This window comes from Streptomyces sp. NPDC001816, assembly GCF_042892235.1.
Lineage (GTDB): Bacteria > Actinomycetota > Actinomycetes > Streptomycetales > Streptomycetaceae > Streptomyces.
Genome location: NZ_JBIATY010000021.1, coordinates 49763 through 64921 on the forward strand (window position 1 = coordinate 49763; position 15159 = coordinate 64921).

The 15159-nt window shown below is 74.1% G+C and carries 11 protein-coding genes and 2 pseudogenes; 11 read left to right on the forward strand and 2 right to left on the reverse strand.

Going from position 1 to position 15159, the window contains the following annotated elements:
- The first annotated feature begins 58 nt into the window (after positions 1-58).
- The 5 genes from ACFYZZ_RS43770 to ACFYZZ_RS43790 all read left to right on the forward strand — a co-directional run bounded on the left by ACFYZZ_RS43770 (position 59) and on the right by ACFYZZ_RS43790 (position 5295).
- Positions 59-328, forward strand: a complete 270-nt coding sequence (locus ACFYZZ_RS43770; RefSeq protein WP_389189223.1) for an acyl carrier protein — start codon at positions 59-61, stop codon at positions 326-328.
- A gap of 14 nt (positions 329-342) precedes the next feature.
- Positions 343-1131, forward strand: coding sequence for a 3-oxoacyl-ACP reductase FabG (gene fabG / locus ACFYZZ_RS43775; RefSeq protein WP_389189226.1), 789 nt, complete (start codon positions 343-345; stop codon positions 1129-1131).
- Between the two features lie 49 nt (positions 1132-1180).
- The gene (locus ACFYZZ_RS43780; RefSeq protein WP_389189228.1) at positions 1181-2125 is read left to right on the forward strand and encodes an aromatase/cyclase; all 945 of its coding nucleotides are present in this window, start codon (positions 1181-1183) and stop codon (positions 2123-2125) included.
- Positions 2126-2127: 2 nt separating this feature from the next.
- A complete protein-coding gene (locus tag ACFYZZ_RS43785; RefSeq protein WP_389189231.1) occupies positions 2128-3654 on the forward strand; it encodes an FAD-dependent oxidoreductase in 1527 nt (508 codons plus the stop codon).
- 129 nt (positions 3655-3783) lie between these two features.
- Positions 3784-5295: an FAD-dependent monooxygenase gene (locus tag ACFYZZ_RS43790; RefSeq protein ID WP_389189234.1), complete on the forward strand. Its 1512-nt coding sequence runs from the start codon at positions 3784-3786 to the stop codon at positions 5293-5295.
- Between the two features lie 138 nt (positions 5296-5433).
- On the opposite strand, the gene ACFYZZ_RS43795 is transcribed toward ACFYZZ_RS43790, so the two are convergent.
- Positions 5434-6519: a methyltransferase gene (locus ACFYZZ_RS43795; protein ID WP_389189236.1), complete on the reverse strand. Its 1086-nt coding sequence runs from the start codon at positions 6517-6519 to the stop codon at positions 5434-5436.
- A 569-nt stretch (positions 6520-7088) separates the two neighbouring features.
- Here ACFYZZ_RS43795 and ACFYZZ_RS43800 point away from each other — a divergent pair.
- From ACFYZZ_RS43800 to pcaB, 6 genes and pseudogenes are all read left to right on the forward strand, one after another.
- Positions 7089-7286: a hypothetical protein gene (locus ACFYZZ_RS43800; RefSeq protein ID WP_389189384.1), complete on the forward strand. Its 198-nt coding sequence runs from the start codon at positions 7089-7091 to the stop codon at positions 7284-7286.
- A pseudogene (locus ACFYZZ_RS43805) lies at positions 7253-7501 on the forward strand (xylose isomerase); the annotation flags it as partial. The gene ACFYZZ_RS43800 and the pseudogene ACFYZZ_RS43805, both read left to right, overlap by 34 nt.
- Before the next feature lie 169 nt (positions 7502-7670).
- Positions 7671-9149: an FAD-dependent monooxygenase gene (locus ACFYZZ_RS43810; protein WP_389189239.1), complete on the forward strand. Its 1479-nt coding sequence runs from the start codon at positions 7671-7673 to the stop codon at positions 9147-9149.
- Positions 9150-9303: 154 nt separating this feature from the next.
- Positions 9304-10776: an FAD-dependent monooxygenase gene (locus ACFYZZ_RS43815; RefSeq protein ID WP_389189241.1), complete on the forward strand. Its 1473-nt coding sequence runs from the start codon at positions 9304-9306 to the stop codon at positions 10774-10776.
- Between the two features lie 299 nt (positions 10777-11075).
- The gene (locus tag ACFYZZ_RS43820) at positions 11076-13100 is read left to right on the forward strand and encodes an FAD/NAD(P)-binding protein (protein WP_389189244.1); all 2025 of its coding nucleotides are present in this window, start codon (positions 11076-11078) and stop codon (positions 13098-13100) included.
- Positions 13097-14530: a 3-carboxy-cis,cis-muconate cycloisomerase gene (pcaB, locus tag ACFYZZ_RS43825; RefSeq protein ID WP_389189247.1), complete on the forward strand. Its 1434-nt coding sequence runs from the start codon at positions 13097-13099 to the stop codon at positions 14528-14530. The genes ACFYZZ_RS43820 and pcaB overlap by 4 nt, the downstream gene beginning before the upstream one ends.
- 152 nt (positions 14531-14682) lie before the next feature.
- Here the strand turns inward: pcaB and ACFYZZ_RS43830 are convergent.
- Positions 14683-14799, reverse strand: a pseudogene (locus ACFYZZ_RS43830) (winged helix-turn-helix domain-containing protein); the annotation flags it as partial.
- Between the last annotated feature and the right edge of the window lie 360 nt (positions 14800-15159).

A 15159-nucleotide genomic window follows, 5' to 3' on the forward strand; every position in this document is an offset into this window, starting at 1 on the left:
CCGCGCTGTACGCGCCCACCGAACCCACACCAGCTCACGGATGAAAAGGACTTCCACCATGGCCACCAAGGCGTTCACCCTCGACGACCTCAAGCGCATCCTGCAGGAGGCCGCGGGTGTGGCCGAGGGCGTCGACCTGGACGGCGACATCCTCGACACCGAGTTCGACGTGCTCGGCTACGAGTCCCTCGCACTGCTGGAGGCCGGCAGCCTCATCGAGCGCGAGTACGGCATATCCCTCGACGAGGAGGCCGTCAACGACGCGAACACCCCGCGGGCCTTCATCGAGGTCGTCAACGCCCAGCTCGTCCCGGCCCCGGCCGCCTGAGGAGATCCCCGGACATGACGCAGCACACCACCACCCGGGTCGCCCTCGTCACCGGCGGCACCAGCGGCATCGGCCTCGCCTCGGCGCGGCTGCTGGCCCAGCAGGGCCACCAGGTGTACATCGGCGCCCGCAGCGCCGAGAACATCGCCGAGACCGTCAAGGAGCTCCAGGCCGAGGGCCTGGACGTGGACGGCGCGGTCGTCGACGTGCGCGACACCGCGTCCGTCAACGGCTGGGTCCAGGGCGCGGTCGACCGCTTCGGCTCCGTCGACGTCGTGGTCAACAACGCCGGCCGCTCCGGCGGCGGCCCCACCGCCGACATCACGGACGAGCTGTGGGACGACGTCGTCGACACCAACCTCAACAGCGTCTTCCGCGTCACCCGCGCCGCCCTGACGGTCGGCGGGATGCGCGCCAAGGACCGCGGCCGGATCATCAACATCGCCTCCACCGCGGGCAAGCAGGGCGTCGTCCTCGGCGCTCCGTACTCGGCCTCCAAGCACGGTGTCGTCGGCTTCACCAAGGCCCTCGGCAACGAGCTGGCCCCGACCGGCATCACCGTCAATGCGGTCTGCCCCGGCTACGTCGAGACCCCGATGGCCCAGCGCGTGCGCCAGGGCTACGCGGCCGCCTACGACACCTCCGAGGACGCCATCCTCGAGAAGTTCCAGGCGAAGATCCCGCTCGGTCGCTACTCCACCCCGGAGGAGGTCGCCGGCCTGGTCGGCTACCTGGCCTCGGACACCGCCGCCTCCATCACCTCCCAGGCGCTCAACGTCTGCGGCGGCCTGGGCAACTTCTAGCAGGGCCCGCCCCACGCGCCCGCCGAACACCATCTGAGGAGAACCTGCCATGACCACGCGTGAGGTCGAGCACGAGATCACCATCGGCGCCCCGGCAGCCGCCGTGTACCAGTTGCTCGCGGACGTGACCAACTGGCCGCGCATCTTCCCGCCCACCATCCACGTGGACCGGGTCGAGGCCCAGGGTGCCGAGGAGAAGATCCGGATCTGGGCGACCGCCAACGGCCGGCCGAAGAGCTGGACCTCGCGCCGCACCCTGGACCAGGAGGGCCTGCGCATCACCTTCCGCCAGGAGGTCCCGGCGGAGCCCGTCAAGCACATGGGCGGCACCTGGATCATCGAGCCGCTCGGCGAGGCGGAGTCCCGCGTCCGGCTGCTGCACGACTACAGCGCCGTCAACGACGACCCGCACGACCTGCTGTGGATCGAGCGGGCGGTGGACAAGAACAGCACCTCCGAGCTGGCCGCGCTCAAGGTCAACGTCGAGGCGGCGCACGCTGCGCAGACCGAGGAGCTGACCTTCTCGTTCACCGACACCGTCCAGGTCGCGGGTTCCGCCAAGGACGTGTTCGACTTCATCAACGAGGCCCAGCTCTGGGCCGAGCGGCTCCCGCACGTGGCCGTGGTGCGCCTCGCGGAGGACACCCCGGGCCTGCAGGAGCTGGAGATGGACACCCGCGCCAAGGACGGCTCGGTGCACACCACCAAGTCGTACCGGGTGGTCTTCCCCCACGACAGGATCGCCTACAAGCAGGTCACCCTGCCGGCGCTGATGACCCTGCACACCGGCGAGTGGACCTTCGTCGAGACCGACGAGGGCGTCGCCGCCTCCTCGCAGCACACCGTCACCCTCAACACGGAGAACATCGCGCGCATCCTCGGGGACGAGGCCACCGTCGCCGACGCCCGCGCGTACGTGCACACGGCGCTGTCCACCAACAGCTGCGCCACCCTCGCGCACGCGAAGGCCTACGCCGAGTCGAAGGCCTCCTGAGCGTGGTACCCGACCTTGCAGGGGGTGGTGTCGAGCCGGCACCGGGCGGCGCGGGCCGCCCGGACCGGCTCGACACCGAGGTCCTGGTCGTCGGGGCCGGCCCCGTCGGCCTGATGCTCGCCGGCGAACTCGCCCGCGGTGGCGTGGACGTGGTCGTGGTCGAGAAGCGCAAGGCCCCCTCCACCGAGTCCCGGGCCTCCACGCTGCACGCCCGCACCATGGAGATCCTCGACGCGCGGGACCTGCTGCCCGACGTCGGCACGCCGCCCAACGAGCCGCGCGGCCATTTCGGCGGTCTCCCGCTCGGCCTCGGCCTGCCCAGCACCCACCCGGGCCAGTGGAAGGTGCCGCAGACCAAGACCGAGGCGGTCCTGGAGGAGTGGGCGATCTCGCGCGGCGTCGACATCCGGTGCGGCCACGAACTGGTCGCCGTCGGCGAGGTCGGCGAGTACGTCGAGGCCGAGGCCGTCGGACGGGACGGCGTCCTGCGGCTGCGCGCCCGCTACCTGGTCGCCTGCGACGGCGAGGACAGCACCGTACGGCGGCTGACCGGGGTGGACTTCCCCGGCCACGACGCCGGCCGGGAACTGCTGCGGGCCGACGTCGAGGGCATCGAGATCCCCGACCGGCGTTTCCAACGCCTGGAGCGGGGCCTGGCCATCGCCTGGCGCAACGACAAGGGCGTCACCCGCGTCATGGTCCACGAGTTCGGCTCGACGGCCGGCCCGCGCACCCGGGGCGCCTCGTTCGAGGAGGTCGCGACCGTCTGGAAGCGGGTCACCGGAGAGGACATCAGCGGCGGTACCCCGCTGTGGGTGAACTCCTTCGGCGACGCCTCCCGGCAGCTCGCCTCCTACCGGCACGGGCGCGTCCTGTTCGCGGGGGACGCCGCCCACCGGCAGATGCCGGTCGGCGGCCAGGCCCTCAACCTCGGTCTCCAGGACGCCTTCAACCTCGGCTGGAAGCTCGCGCTCACCGTGCGCGGGCTGGCTCCCGAGCGCCTCCTGGACACCTACCACGAGGAGCGGCACGCGGTCGGCCGCCGGGTCCTGGCGAACATCCAGGCCCAGGCCCTGCTGCTGCTCGGCGGCCCCGAGGTGGAGCCGCTGCGCGCGCTGGTGGGCGAGCTGACCGGACTGGAGGAGGCACGGGCCCACCTGGCCGGGATGATCAGCGCACTCGACGTGCGCTACCCGGTGCCCGGCCCCGCCCACCCGCTGCTCGGCGCCCGGCTGCCGCACACCGTCGTGCGGTCCGGCGGACGCGAGCGCGGCAGCACCGCCGCGCTGCTGCGCGCCCCCGGCGGTCTGCTGCTCGACCTGGGCGGGACCGGCGTACGGGTGCCCGCCGGCTGGGCCGACCGGGTCACCGCGGTCGCCGGCGACCCGGAGCCCGGCTCGCTCCCCGGTGAGCCGGGGGCCCTGCTCGTACGGCCCGACGGCTACGTGGCGTGGGTGGGCCGGGACGAGGGCGGGCTGGCCGAGGCGCTCGACCGCTGGTTCGGCCCGGCCCGCCCATCGACCCCCTGAGGGCCGGGGACGCGTACACACCCCACGAATACGTCCCCACCAGTACGTCCCCACCAGTACGGCCGCACCCCCCGCACATCCACACACAAGCCAGTCCCCAGTGATCCCCACTGCCAGGAAGGACAACCCATGGAAGGGACAGCGGCGGACACCGACGTCATCGTCGTCGGCGCCGGTCCAACCGGACTGATGCTCGCCGGCGAACTGCGCCTGGGCGGAGCCCGCGTCGTCGTGATCGAGAAGCTGGCGGCGCCGACCGGGCAGTCCCGTGGCCTGGGCTTCACCGCCCGTGCCATGGAGGTGTTCGACGAGCGCGGGCTGCTGCCCCGGTTCGGCCAGGGCGAGACCCTCGCCACCAGCCCCGTGGGGCACTTCGGCGGGGCCCAGTTCGACTTCACCGTCCTCGAGGACGCCCACTTCGGCGCCCGCGGCATCCCGCAGGGGGAGACCGAGGCCGTACTGGAGGGCTGGGCCGCCGAACTCGGCGCCGACATCCGGCGCGGCTGGGAGTTCGTCTCCCTCGCCGACGGCTTCCTCGACGGGGACCACGCCGAGATCACCGTCCGTACGCCCGAGGGTGACGAGCAGCGGCTGCGCGCCGCCTACTTGGTGGGCGCCGACGGCGGTTCCAGCCACGTCCGCAAGGCGGCCGGCTTCGAGTTCCCCGGCACCGACGCCACCCAGGGCATGTACCTCGCCGACGTCACCGGCTGCTCCCTGCGGCCGCGGTTCCTCGGCGAGCGCCTGAACAACGGCATGGTGATGGCAGCCCCGCTGGCCGAGGGCGTGGACCGGATCATCGTCTGCCCCGACGGCCGGCCGGCGCACGACCGGGAGCGGACCGTGACCTTCGAGGAGGTCGCGGAGGCCTGGCAGAGCATCACGGGCGAGGACATCTCGCACGGCGGCGCCGACTGGGTGTCCTCCTTCACCAACGCCACCCGCCAGGCCTCCGAGTACCGGCGGGGCCGGGTGTTCGTGGCCGGCGACGCGGCGCACATCCACCTGCCGGCCGGCGGCCAGGGCCTCAGCACCGGCGTGCAGGACGCGGCCAACCTCGGCTGGAAGCTGGCCGCCGTGGTCCGCGGCGATGCCCCCGAGGCGCTGCTGGACACCTACCACGCCGAGCGGTGGCCGGTCGGCCGCCGCCTGCTGGCCAACACCCGTGCCCAGGGGATCGTCTTCCTCGGCGGCGCGGAGTCGGACCCGCTGCGCGAGCTGTTCGCCGAGCTGGTCCGGTACGACGAGGTCAAGCGGCACCTGGCCGGCGCGGTCAGCCACCTCGACATCCGCTACGACTTCGGCACGGGCGAGGACGCCCATCCGCTGGTCGGCCGCCGGATGCCGCCACGGCTGCTGGTCGGCGCCGACGGCGAGCAGCGCACCGCGCGGCTGCTGCACCAGGGCCGGGCCGTGCTGCTCGACTTCGCCGACGACGCCGGGGCGCGCCGTACGGCGGCCGGCTGGCAGGGCCGCCTCGACGTGCACACCGTGTCCGTCAAGCCGGTCGACGGCCCGGACGTACTGGCCGGCGTGCCCGCGCTGCTGGTCCGCCCCGACGGGTACGTGGCCTGGGCGGGCGAGCCCGCGCACGGGCTCGCGGCCGCGCTGGAGCGGTGGCTGGGAGCCGCTTCCGCCTGACCTCCTCAGGGGCACCGCAGCCCCCGCCCCTCCGGGGGCGCGGGGTGCGCGGGTGGGCGACGTACGGGGCGGGCACGCGGAAGGCCCCGGCTCCGCGTCGGGGGAAACGCGGAGCCGGGGCCGCTCACAGGCGGTGCGTCAGACCGCGACGGCCTCCACGATCGAGACGGCCGAGGCGCTCTCCACGACCCGCTCCAGCTTGAAGCCGGCCTTCGCCACCAGCTCCGCGTACTGCGACCGGGTGCGCTCCTTGCCGCCCACGAGCAGCAGCAGCCACAGGTCGACGAGCTTGCCGGAGTGCGGCTCTTCGCCCTCCTCCGGGACCACCATCTCCACCAGCAGCAGCTTGCCGCCCGGCTTGATCGCGGCGCGCACGTTCCGGAGGATCTGCAGAGCCTGCTCCTCCGGCCAGTCGTGCACGATGTGCTTGAGGACGTACGCGTCCGCGCCCGACGGCATCGGTTCGAACAGGTCGCCGTCGGCCAGGGTCACGCGGTCCGCGACGCCCTGCGCCGCCAGGAACTCCGCAGCGCCGTTCGCCGCGACGCGCGGGTCCGAGAGGATGCCCTTGGTGTCCGGCGCGCTGTTGAGGATCCCGGCCAGCAGCGCGCCGTTGGCCCCGCAGAAGTCCAGGACCGTGCCGAACTGCGAGAAGTCGTACGCGGCCACGACCGGTGCGGTCTCGGTGGCGGACATGTTTCCCATTCCTCCGATGAACACCGCACCGTATTCCGGATTCTGCATGAGGTATTCGAAGGCGCCCATGCCGCGCCGCTTCGGCAGGCTCGGCTCGCCGGTCCGCACCGCGTCCAGAAAACCGTTCCAGTCGTCCCAGTGCGTCGGGTGGCCCATCAGCACGCAGATGTCGCGCATCGTCACCGGGTGGTCGGCGCGCAGCGCGTCGGCCATCGGCGTCAGCGCCCACAGGCCGTCGTCCTGGCGCGTGAACACGCCCTGGGAGGCGAGCAGGCGCAGCACCCGGCCCAGCGCCTCGGCGTCCGCGCCGACCTCGGCCGCCAGGTCCTCGATCGGTCGCGGACCGGCCTGCAGGGCCTCGGCCACGCGCAGTTCGGCGGCGGCGTACAGGGCCTGGGTCACCATGGAGCCCATGGCCAGTTCGAGCAGGGCGAAGGGGGGCGGGGCCAGCTCCCGGACCTGCTTCTGCAGGTCCGCCCGGGTCTTCTCCGCGGCGCGGACGACTTCGGGGGGCGGCACAGCGGGCATGTGTTTCCTCCGTGGCAGAAGAGCAAGAATTCTGTCCCAACCGCCGGAAGGGACCTGTCCCGCCACGATAAGAAGGAGGAATAGACCCGCCCTGGAAAGCGACTTGTACGTATCTGGAGCGGGGCGGACGCCTCGCACGCCCCTGGAGTTCCGCTCACTTTTTCCGCCGGCCCCAAAATTCGCCGGTCCCGCGGGCCGAGTTCCTCGCCCATGGTGGCGCGGGTCTCGGGTCCGCTCCCGGGAAGGGCGCCGCGGCGCGGCCGCCGGACGGCCGGCCCAGAACTGCTCGGCGGCCGCTCGACGTGGGCCGGAGACCGGTTCGTTCGGGACGAAGTAGTCGGCATCCTTGGCCCGGCATCGCCTTGCGCAGTCCGACGCCCCTGGAGGCCGTCCGTGTCCGTTTGCACCGAGCCCCCCTCGCCGGAGACCGGACCGATGTGTGGCTGGTCGGGGCCCGCGGCTCTGTCGCCACCGCAGTCGAGGCGGGTTGTGCCCGCCCTGGCGGAGCAGTACGCGGCCCTGCCGGCCTTCGGCGAGCAGCCGGCGGGCGACCGCGCGGCGGCCGCGCCATGACCGCCCCGGCGGCACGACCGCCGGCCCGGGCGGAACTGCTGTGCGTGCGCGCCGTGTTCACCCGGCCCGGGGACGCCCTCGTCGGCACCCCGGCCGCCGCGGGCGCCACCCACGAGGGCGACTCGATCCTGCGCGCCGCCCCCAAGGACGCCCCGGCCCCGTACCGCCGCACGCGACCCCCGCCGTGCCCCTGACCGCCACCCTGCCCGTCCTGAACGAGGCGCCGGCCCACCTGGCCCGCGGCGAACGGGCGTTGACCGGGCACCTGGAAGTGGAGACCTACGCCTGGCAGACGCTGCCGCCCGCCCTGCGCCCGCGCACCGCGGAGCAGTTCGTCGACGGCACCGCCGCCGAACTCGCGCTCGCCCGCGACCTGCTGACGGAGCACGGTCTGAAAGAGCTGCCGTGACCACCGCCGCCACCGCCCGGCGGCGGCCCCGCCGCGCACCGGCAGCTGCCTCGCGCGGGTGAGGAACGGACCTCAAGGACCGCTTGAGTGATCCTGCCCTCCCGCTGCACCGCCCTTCCACCCCCCTGGTCTTCCCTGGTGATCAACCGTCTGTATGGAGGAATCGAAAATGGCAAAGAGCGCGATCATCGTGGGCGCTGGGCCGGTCGGTCTGATGCTCGCGGGTGAGCTGCGGCTCGGCGGCGCGGACGTCGTCGTCTACGACAAGCTGCCCGCCCCCAGCGGCGAGTCGCGCGGCCTCGGATTCACCAGCCGTACCGCGGAGGTCCTCGACCAGCGCGGGCTGCTCGACAGGCTCGGCGACATCCGCTGGGGCAAGCAGGGCCACTACGGCGGTGTCCGCATCGACTTCTCCCTCCTGGAGGAGAGCCACTTCGGCGTCATGGGCCTGGCCCAGTCCGTCACCGAGGAGGCGCTCGGCCGCTGGGTCGCCGAACTCGGCGTCGAGGTGCGCCGCGGCTATCACCTGACCACCCTGACCGAGACCGAGGACGGCGTGGTCCTCGGCTTCCAGGGCCCCGACGGGTACACCGAGGCCAGTGCCACGTACGTCGTCGGCTGCGACGGCGGCAAGTCCACCGTGCGCACCCTGGCCGACATCGACTTCCCCGGCGACGAGGCCACCCGCGGCATGTACCTGGCCGACGTCGTCGGCGCGAACGTGCGCATGCGGCCCATCGGCGAGCGCATCGAGGGCGGCGGCATGGTGCTGTCCGTCACTCTGGAGCCGGGTGTGGACCGCATCGTCATCCACGAGCCCGGCGTCCGCCCGCACCACGGCGAGGGCGAGCTGGAGTTCTCGGAGCTCGCCGACGCCTGGCAGCGCATGACCGGCGAGGACATCCACGGCGCCTCCGCCTCCTGGATGTGCGCCCTGACCAACGCCACCGGCCTGGCCGCCCAGTACCGCAAGGGCCGCGTCTTCCTCGCCGGCGACGCCGCCCACGACCACGCCCCGCTCGGCGCCCAGGGCGTCAGCGTCGGTCTCCAGGACGCCGTCAACCTCGGGTGGAAGCTCGCCGCCGTGCTCGGGGACCGGGCCCCCGAGGCCCTGCTCGACACCTACCACGCCGAGCGCCACCCGATCGGCGAGCAGCTGATGCGCGACGTGCACTCCATGTCGCTGCTGTACCTCGCCGGCGAGGAGATGGAGCCGCTGCGCGCCGTCGTGCGCGAACTCGTCACCCTGCCCGAGGCCGCCAGGCGGCTCGCGGGCCGCGTCTCCGGCCTGCACATCAAGTACGACGTGGGCGCCGAGGGACACCCCGTCCTGGGCATGCGCCTGGCCCCGCACCGAGTCGTCGAGCTCGCCGACGGCACCCGCACGAAGGTCGCCGAGCTGCTGCACGGAGCCCGCGGCGTGCTCATCGTCACGGACGGGGACGGCGGCCCGGCCGAGCTCGCCGCCCGCTGGGCCGACCGCGTGGACATGGTCACCGGCGCCTGGGCCGACCAGGAGGCCGACCACCAGGACGCCCCGCAGGCCGTGCTGGTCCGCCCCGACGGCTACATCGCCTGGGCGGCGCCGGACGGCGGCGACCTCGAAGCCGCCCTCACCCGTTGGTTCGGGGCGCCCGCGGCCGTCTGACGGCCCGCGCACGACACCCCCGCCCCACCCCGCAGAGGGACGGTCGCCGAGGCGACCGTCCCGCTGCCGGGTGTCGGGTCCCGCCACACGTACGCGACCACCGCCGACCCGGCGCTGCCCATGCGCGGCAGCTTTGATGTGTGAGGAGTAGGACATGGCAAAGGGCGCGATCATCGTCGGCGCCGGTCCGGTCGGGCTGATGCTCGCCGGCGAACTGAAACTGGGCGGCGTGGACGTAGTCGTCTTCGAGAAGCTCCCCGCGCCCAGCGGCGAGTCCCGCGGCGTGGGCTTCACCCGGCGCGCGGCCGAGGTCTTCGACCAGCGCGGCCTGCTGGAGCGCTTCGGCGACGTCGAATGGGCCCAGGGCCACTTCGGCGGGGTCCACATCGACTTCTCCAAGCTGGACGACAACCACTTCAGCGTCCGCGGCATCCCGCAGTACCGCACCGAGGAGATCCTCGAAGGCTGGCTGAAGGAGCTGGGCGTCGAGATCCGCCGCGAACACGAGGTGCTCGGCTTCCGTGAGACCGAAGACGGCGTCGTCGTCGAGTACGAGGGCCCCGCCGGCCGCGGCGAGGAGAGCGCCCGCTACCTGGTCGGCTGTGACGGGGCGCGCAGCATCGTCCGCCGGCTCGCCGGCATCGACTTCCCCGGCTGGGAGCCCACCCGCGGGATGTACATGGCCGACATCGTCGGGGCGGACGTACGCCAGCGCCCCATCGGCGAGCGCGTGCCCGGCGGCATGGTCATGGCCTTCAACCTGGAGGACGGCGTCCACCGGATCGTCATCCACAACGAGTCGCTGCGCCCGCCGGAGGACAAGAGCGGCCTCACGTTCGAGACCATCGCCGACGCCTGGCAGGACATGACCGGCGAGCGCCTGCACGACGCCGAGGTCCGCTGGATCAGCTCCTTCACCGACACCACCCGCCAGGCCGCCCAGTACCGCAAGGGCCGGATCTTCCTCGCCGGCGACGCCACCCACATCCACATGCCGGCCGGCGCGCAGGGCATGAGCGTGGGCGTGCAGGACGCGGTCAACCTCGGCTGGAAGCTGGCGGCCGCCGTCAACGGCTGGGCGCCCGAGGGCCTCCTCGACACCTTCCAGTCCGAGCGGCACCCGGTCGGGGAGCTGCTCATGCGCAACACCCGCGCCCAGACCAAGCTCTACCTCTCCGGCGAGGAGATGGAGCCGCTGCGCGCGGTCATGCAGGAACTCGTCCAGGACGCCGCAGTGGCCCGCCACCTGGCCGGCCAGGTCTCCGGCCTCGACGTCCGCTACGACATGGGCTCCGGCAGCCACCCGCGGCTCGGCCTGCGGCTGCGCCCCGACACCCCGCTCAAGCTCACCGACGGCAGCACCGCCACCGTGCGGGACCTGCTCAAGCCGGCCCGCGGCGTGCTGTTCGTGACCCCCGCGGCGGCCGACTCCGATGCGCTGCGCGCCACCGCGGCGCGCTGGGGCGACCGGGTGGACACGGTCACCGGCGACTGGGCCGAGGGCGCGGGGGACGCGCCGGACGCCCCGCACGCGCTGCTGGTCCGCCCCGACGGCCACATCGCCTGGGCCGCCCCGGACGAGGCCGGCCTGCAGGACGCGTTGGAGCGCTGGTTCGGAGCCGTCTGAGACGTTCGACGATTCCGCCGAAGCCCGGCCCGAGAGCACCCCCCGCCCGCGCGAGGGGTGCTTTCGCGAGTCCTGGCGCCCGTACGCGGGCCCGACCGGCCCGGAAGGCGCCCGAAACCGGTCCAGGACGGGTCTTCCATTCATATCCGAGCACTGGTTGAGCGGCGGGACCGACCGTGGGCGGACACCACCCTGACCCCCGGGGAGCAGGCCGGGCCGACGCGGCGGGGCTGACGCGGCGGGGCCGACGCTGCGGCGCCGCGGTCCAGCCGTCCCCCGTCTCCTGAGCGGAGTGCTTCGTGAGCAGCGGACGTATGGAAGTGTGCCTTGTCGGCGCCGGACCCCGCGGGCTGTCCGTGCTGGAACGGCTCTGTGCGCAGGAGCGGAAGTCCCCCCGCTGGGACCAACTGACCGTGCACGTCGTGGAACCGGACCCACCGGGTTCCGGCCGGGTCTGGCGGCCCTCCCAGTCCCGGCACCTGCTGATGAACACCGTCGCCTGTCAGGTCACGGTCTACACCGATGCCAGTGTGGCGATCGAAGGGCCGCTGGAGGAGGGCCCGAGCCTGTACCAGTGGGCCAAGGCGCTGGGCCCCAGCGCGCTGACGCCCGGAGCGGGCTCCCCGTACGACGACGAGACCCTCGCCGAGGCTCGGGACCTGGGCCCGGACACGTACCCCACCCGCGCCCTGTACGGCCAGTACCTGACCTGGGTGTTCGGCCGGGTGACCGCGAGCGCGGCCGCGCACACCACCGTCCGCGTGCACGCCTCGCGCGCCGTGGCCCTGGAGGACGCCGAGCCCGGCGCGGGCCCCGGCGGGGCGCAGACCGTGCTCCTGGAGGACGGCACCCGACTGACGGGCCTGGGCGCTGTGGTGCTCGCGCAGGGCCACGTGCAGGTGCGGCCGACCGACACGGAGCGGGAGTTCGCCGCGTATGCCGCCCGGCACGGGCTGACCTACATCGCGCCGAGCAACCCGGCGGACGTCGACCTGTCCGCCGTCGCCCCCGGCGAGACGGTGCTGCTCCGCGGCCTGGGCCTGAACTTCTTCGACTACATGGCGCTGTTCACGCACGCCCGCGGCGGCCTGTTCGAGCGCGTCGACGGCCGCCTGGTGTACCGCCCCTCGGGCCGCGAGCCGCGGCTGTACGCGGGCTCCCGCCGCGGCGTGCCGTACCAGGCGCGCGGCGAGAACGAGAAGGGCGCGCACGGCCGCTACCACCCGCGGCTGCTGACCACCGCCTTCGTGGCGGCCCTGCGCGCCCGGGTACGGGACGGGGAGCCGATCCGCTTCGGCGCCGAACTGTGGCCGCTGATCTCCAAGGAAGTGCGCACCGTCTACTACGAGACGCTGCTCGCGCAGCGCGCGGAACCGGCCGCGGTGGCCGCCTTTGCGGAGGCGTTCCTGCGGGCCGGGGAGGGCGGGGCCGAGGACGTGCTGCTCACCGCGGCCGGCATCGGCGACGACGAGCGCTGGGACTGGGACACGGTCGCCCGGCCGTACGGCGAACGGACCTTCCGGGACCTGGCCTCCTTCCGCGGCTGGCTGCGCGGCTACCTCGACGAGGACGTGCGCCGGGCCAAGGAGGGCAACGTCAGCGGCCCGTTCAAGGCGGCCCTGGACCTGCTGCGGGACCTGCGCAACGAACTGCGCCTGGCGATCGACCACGGCGGCCTCGACGCCGACTCGCACCGCGACGAGCTCGACCGCTGGTACACGCCGCTCAACGCCTTCCTGTCGATCGGTCCGCCGGCCTCCCGCATCGAGGAGATGGCCGCCCTGATCGACGCGGGCGTCCTCGACGTGACCGGTCCGGGGCTGCGGGTGGTCGCTGACTCCCTCGACCCCGCGGGCCCGGCCTTCGTCGGCACCTCACCGGACATCGCCGGCCTGCGGGTGCGGGCCACGGTCCTGATCGAGGCCCGGCTGCCGGAGATCGACCTGCGGCGCACCGCCGATCCGCTGATGGACCGGCTGCTGAGCACCGGTCAGGCCCGGACCCACCGCATCGCGGGCGCGGACGGCTCGTCCTACGAGACCGGCGGCCTGGCCGTGTCGGAGCGCCCCTACCACCTGCTCGACGGGCAGGGGGTGCCGCACCCCAGGCGGTTCGCGTACGGGGTGCCCACCGAGGCCGTGCACTGGGTGACCGCGGCCGGCATCCGGCCGGGCGTGGGCTCGGTGACGCTGGAGGACTCCGACGCCATCGCGGCGGCGGTGCTGGCGCTGCCGCAGCCGCGCCCCGTGCTGCGGCCCGGGGCGCAGGCGGTCGCGGCGGGGCGGGCGTTGTCCGGCAACGCAGGTGCGGGAGCGGTCGCGTGAGCCGGGCCGCCGACCGTCCGGCCGGCCCGGACACGGGGCTGCTGTCCCCGGTCCGGGCCGGCACCCCCGTCGAGGCCGCCGTCGCCGACGATGCCTGGGTCCAGGCGATGCTCGATGCGGAGGCCGCGCTGGCCCGCGCCCAGGCGCGGTGCGGCACGGTCCCGCCCGCGGCGGCCGCCGCGATCACCGCCACCGCCCGGGCCTCGGACTTCGACACCAGGGAGCTGGCGCTGGCCTCGCGGGAGACCGCCAATCCGGTGGTGGGCCTGGTCGCGGCGCTCACCGCGCGGGTCGCGGCCCGCTCGCCGGAGGCGGCCGAGTACGTGCACCGCGGCTCCACCAGCCAGGACGTCTTCGACACCGGCGCGATGCTGGTGGCGACCCGGGCCCTGCGGCTGATCGTCGCGGACCTCAGGGCGGTGGCCGATGCCCTCGCCGGCCTGGCGGCCGGCCACCGGGACACGGTGATGGCGGGACGCACCCTCGCCCTGCACGCCGTACCCACCACCTTCGGGCTGAAGGCGGCGGGCTGGCGCCAGCTGGTCCTGGAGTCTGCCGAGCGGCTGGAGCGGCTGGCCGAGGGCGGCCTGCCGGTCTCCCTGGGCGGCGCGGCCGGCACGCTGGCCGGCTACCTCCAGTACGCGGGCGACGACGCCGACCCGGCGGCCGTGCTGGACGAGTTGGTGGCCGCCTTCGCGGACGAGACCGGGCTGGCCGCGCCGGTGCTCCCCTGGCACGCGCTGCGCACGCCGGTCGCCGACCTGGGCGCGGCCCTCGCGCACACCGCCGGGGCACTGGGGAAGATCGCCGCCGACGTGCTGGTACTGGCCCGCACCGAGATCGGGGAGGTGGCCGAGCCGGCGGTGGCCGGGCGGGGCGCCTCCTCGGCGATGCCGCACAAGCGCAACCCGGTGCTGTCGACGCTGATCCGCTCCGCCGCCCTCCAAGTCCCGGCGCTGGCCGCCGTTCTCGCGCAGTGCCTGCCGCACGAGGACGAGCGGTCGGCGGGGATCTGGCACGCCGAGTGGCAGCCGCTGCGCGAGGCGCTGCGGCTGACCGGCGGGGCGGCGCACACCGCCGTGGAGCTGGTCCGCGGGCTCACCGTGCGCCCCGAGCGGATGGCGGCCAACCTGGAGGCCACCGGCGGGCAGCTCGTCTCCGAGCGGGTCTCCGCCGTGCTCGCCCCGAGGCTGGGCAAGGCGGCCGCGAAGGAACTGCTGACCCGGGCGTCACTGCGGTCGGCCGAGACCGCCCGCCCGCTGGCCGCCGTACTGGCGGAGTCCGACGCGCTGCGGGGGGTGCTCACGCCCGCGGAGCTGACCGCGCTGCTCGACCCGGCCGGTTACACCGGCACGGCCGGCCCGCTGGTCGACCGGGCGCTGGCCGCCGGCCACGTCGAGGCCCGGCCCGATCCGAAGGACACGGCCTGATGCCGTGACCGGGAAGGCGGGGAGGTAGAGGTCGGGCCGCGCGTGCGCGTCACGCGCGGCCCGACCCGCCGGTCGCGGCCTGATCCCGTCGGACGCGCATGGGCACCTCTCACGACGACGACACGGGGTGGGGAAAGGAGCGTGACGGGGCGTCAGACGGTGCCGAGGCGGAAGCCGACGCCGCGGACGGTGACGATCCGGCCGGGGCCGCCCAGCTTGCCGCGCACGCTGCTGATGTGGGTGTCGACGGCGCGGCGCGACCAGGAGTCTCGGGACAGGGCATGGTCGGCGGGACGATCAGCCTGCCCGGGGCCATGGCAACGCGCGCGTGTTCCTGGGTGCCTTCGCCACGCCCGTCGTCCAGCACCCGTGTGTCGCCTCCGCCGTCTTCGACGTGCCGAGGGCCCGGCCGTCCTGCTGATCCCTGAAGAACGTCCCCGAAGGGAGCCGGCACCTGCTCGCGGTAGCGGTGGCCCGACGGCCTCGAGCCCGACCGATCCGCCGGTCCTGCCGGCGTTGCCCGACCTCGTGCCCCGATCACCTTCGTATCGCCCCCGGGTGTCCCTCCAGCACCCCGCTCCACGACACCGACGTCCGGCGCCGGGCCGCGGGCCACCTCCGACTGGTGT

What these genes read in the sequence shown, in the direction of transcription:
- ACFYZZ_RS43770 (WP_389189223.1), top strand. Translation starts at nt 59, where the DNA reads ATGGCCACCAAGGCGTTCACCCTCGACGACCTCAAGCGCATCCTGCAG.
- fabG (WP_389189226.1), top strand. Translation starts at nt 343, where the DNA reads ATGACGCAGCACACCACCACCCGGGTCGCCCTCGTCACCGGCGGCACC.
- ACFYZZ_RS43780 (WP_389189228.1), top strand. Translation starts at nt 1,181, where the DNA reads ATGACCACGCGTGAGGTCGAGCACGAGATCACCATCGGCGCCCCGGCA.
- ACFYZZ_RS43790 (WP_389189234.1), top strand. Translation starts at nt 3,784, where the DNA reads ATGGAAGGGACAGCGGCGGACACCGACGTCATCGTCGTCGGCGCCGGT.
- ACFYZZ_RS43795 (WP_389189236.1), bottom strand. Translation starts at nt 6,519, where the DNA reads ATGCCCGCTGTGCCGCCCCCCGAAGTCGTCCGCGCCGCGGAGAAGACC.
- ACFYZZ_RS43800 (WP_389189384.1), top strand. Translation starts at nt 7,089, where the DNA reads ATGACCGCCCCGGCGGCACGACCGCCGGCCCGGGCGGAACTGCTGTGC.
- ACFYZZ_RS43810 (WP_389189239.1), top strand. Translation starts at nt 7,671, where the DNA reads ATGGCAAAGAGCGCGATCATCGTGGGCGCTGGGCCGGTCGGTCTGATG.
- ACFYZZ_RS43815 (WP_389189241.1), top strand. Translation starts at nt 9,304, where the DNA reads ATGGCAAAGGGCGCGATCATCGTCGGCGCCGGTCCGGTCGGGCTGATG.